The organism is Dendronalium phyllosphericum CENA369, assembly GCF_016056275.1.
Classification (GTDB): Bacteria; Cyanobacteriota; Cyanobacteriia; order Cyanobacteriales; family Nostocaceae; genus Dendronalium; species Dendronalium phyllosphericum.
Window position 1 is genome coordinate 1 of the sequence record NZ_JAECZA010000109.1, and the last position, 3,133, is coordinate 3,133.

General features: G+C 37.8%; 2 protein-coding genes. One reads left to right on the forward strand and one right to left on the reverse strand.

Going from position 1 to position 3,133, the window contains the following annotated elements:
• The first annotated feature begins 113 nt into the window (after positions 1-113).
• Positions 114-569 (forward strand): tRNA (adenosine(37)-N6)-threonylcarbamoyltransferase complex ATPase subunit type 1 TsaE, encoded by a 456-nt coding sequence (gene tsaE, locus I8752_RS19540; protein WP_214433961.1) that lies wholly within the window; start codon positions 114-116, stop codon positions 567-569.
• 1,159 nt (positions 570-1,728) lie between these two features.
• Here tsaE and I8752_RS19545 read toward each other — a convergent pair.
• On the reverse strand, positions 1,729-2,904 hold the full coding sequence (locus I8752_RS19545; protein WP_214433962.1) for a patatin-like phospholipase family protein: 1,176 nt from the start codon (positions 2,902-2,904) through the stop codon (positions 1,729-1,731).
• Positions 2,905-3,133: the final 229 nt, after the last annotated feature.

Sequence of the window (3,133 nt, forward strand, 5' to 3'; positions counted from 1 at the left end):
AAGCAGGGGAAGTAGGGGGAGATGAGGGAGTAGGGGGAGAAAGAATTTACATTGCTCCTGCCTCTTAACTACTGACAACTAACTACTGACAGATGACTAATGACAAATGACTAATGAAAATTTTACTTGCAGATGCTGAGGCGACACTGCACTTAGGAATTAATCTCGGTCAAACTCTCGACGCTGGTAGCGTTATCTTACTAGAGGGTGATTTGGGTGCTGGCAAAACTACGCTGGTACAAGGCATCGGACAAGGGTTAGGAATTACTGAACCAATTGTCAGTCCCACTTTCACTCTGATTAATGAGTACACAGCAGGACGGCTCCCCCTCTATCATTTAGATTTATATCGTTTAGAACCACAAGAGGTCGTAGCCTTAAACCTAGAAACCTATTGGGAAGGTTTTGAAGCGATCCCAGGAATTGTAGCGATTGAGTGGGCGGAACGAATGCCCTACAAGCCAGATAGTTATCTTAATGTGCATTTGACTTATGGGGATGAGGGCACTCGTCAAGCCCAAATTACATCATTCAATTGTGCAATTAGCGAATACATTGCTACCATGTGACTGGTTTTTTCTGAAGTTGGGAAAAAACGCCCACCAATAGTTTCAGTAGCATTTGGTGATGAGAATTTGCAGTTGGATGCAATGCGTTATTGAATTTATTTTGGTCGAAAAACGAATTGCCCCACGCCGCATCATTATTTACATTAATTAACTAATGCTACCAATGTCATACCCAAAAACCCTAACGTTATTACAACATTACAAAATTTCCACTGATAGTCGAGGTAGGATCGCACTCGTTCTATCTACCGCTACCACGCTCATCCAAAAAATTCACTAACATTGTTGTCCTCGCTATCCAATAATCAATGAAATACTGTTCAACAAAAGAGGCGATGAAAATTCGCACTTACTGCTAGTTTTCTGGCTGAGATTAGCTATGATGGGCATATTCTCGTAGTTAATATTGCAGTAAATGCATTAAGACTTGACTCAAAGCGTTTTGGCAGAACAATGCTCTGACAGTCGGTTAATATCTAGCAAACACTAGATTTTCAGAACATTTGTACTGAGAAGAAATAAAATTCAAACAATAATTGACATAAACCTGTCCTTCTGTAGATAATTTTTCAGTTCTGGCTTGTAGATAAATTAGATCGCCAGTAAATACTGGTAAATTTTTTCTCTACTTGCACTATGTATAGTCGTACCTATGAACTCATTGCTGAGACTATCTGATGTAAATTAGCTCTTGAGTTTGTTTGAGTAGCTGGTTATTTTTCGATACTTGCTCCATTTTGCTTAGGAATGATAAGCTCTCTAGCAACATCACTTCTGGTAACAAAAAGCAATCAGAAGTTTCAAAACCTGTTTTCAGAGCTTAGTAATTAAGTGCATATAAAGTTTTTATATGTATAAAACAGAGTTTTCATAGAAAGTTGCCCGTTTACTTAACCCTATTAATTCTCTACAGTTTTTAGAAGAAAAATCCGGATAGTTAAACACCAAAAGCTCATCACAAAAAGTTAAACGATTACCAATTTTGCTATTTGTCGTCTAACTTATCTGTGGTACTTAGTATTCCCATGTCAGCTTCAGAACTACACAGAAAAAACCGTTAATTATAACGATATGAGATAAATTAATTTATTGATTTTTTGTGAAAAGATATTCTTATAATTAGTTATGTAGCTATTATTGACATCTAACCGTAGATACACTAGTTAGCAGCAATGAAAGAAGCGATCGCATCCTTGACCTGGGGCCCGCAACTATCTCTGGTATAGTATGTACAACCTTCATCGATAAATTTAGATGCAGTATCGATCAACTTTTCAATCGTTGCATCTCTAGCGTTATCTATCTCTTCACAAATGTATGTTTTTGTAAATTTATTGCATCGATCCTTTGGCTGCAATAATATGCGAGTGTCTTTATATGTCTCACCTGATTTAGCTTTAAATCTCTCATTCAAATCAAACTGAAGACGCAAGTAACGTTTAGATTCGTATCCACCCATAATTTGGCGGCTAATTGTACTATCGATCTCAGAAGTTGGCTCCATAAAAATATCAGTTAGATGTTGTGCCCAATCTAGGCTTTTCCAACTTTTAATTTGCTCAAACAAATATGGTTCGCCAGTTTGACCTGTACCAATAGATAAAATAGCAATGTCTTCTAACTGCTTAACTTTATCTAGGTGATATTTTTGCTTAATTGTGGAAGATATTGAAGATTGAATGAGCCTCATGACTAGGCTGATTGCCGCCAGAGTTGGATTGTTTGCGGAAACTCCGCCATCAATGTATGGGAATACCCAATTACCAAACTTTTCTTTATCAACAGGCTCTAATTTATAAGGGGGGAAAAAAGTGGGAGCTGAAGAAGAAGCTGCACATATTTCCCATAAATAACAGTCATCGTACCATCGATCTCCTTGGTCAGGATGACAATTGGTAAAAAATGTCGTGTTGCGATAAAGGGTATCGTAAGCAAGAATTAATATTATAGGTCTTTGAATATCTTTAATTCTCTTGTACGACAACTCATGTTGAAGGACATCAATCAATCCCTGATGAGCATATTTAGCCTGTGAAAATGCTTGAAAAAGCGGTCGAAGAATAGATGGGATGATTTTATAGGGGTCTTTTTTGGGAATCGGGAATATATATTTTCCTTGCTGTCTATAAATTTCAATCAAATCGACACTCTTTTTTCCACTAGCAATGCCCGCCGTTAAAATTGAGCCAGTAGAAGTACCGGCAATCAGATCGAAATATTCGTGTAAAGACTGACCTTTGTTTTTGTAAATTTGGCGCTCAATTTCTTGAAGGATGCGTGCTGCGATGACTCCGCGCATACCGCCACCATCCAAACTCAAGATTTTGAAGGACATAAGTAGTTTATCCCTGATGGTATTTTGTGCTTATTGTTCCCCTGACGGTTTTGGAAATAACATCTAGTTCATTTATTCGGGACTAGGAGAATATCTTCTAATACTTAAATACCTAATCTTATCAATACCGTTGCCAAAATAAGAGCATGAAGAGGTAGGGCGTTTCGTAGTAGAGTTATTGTCTCTCACAACGACAACTCAGAAACTACTAGCCGCCCATGCCCGACAT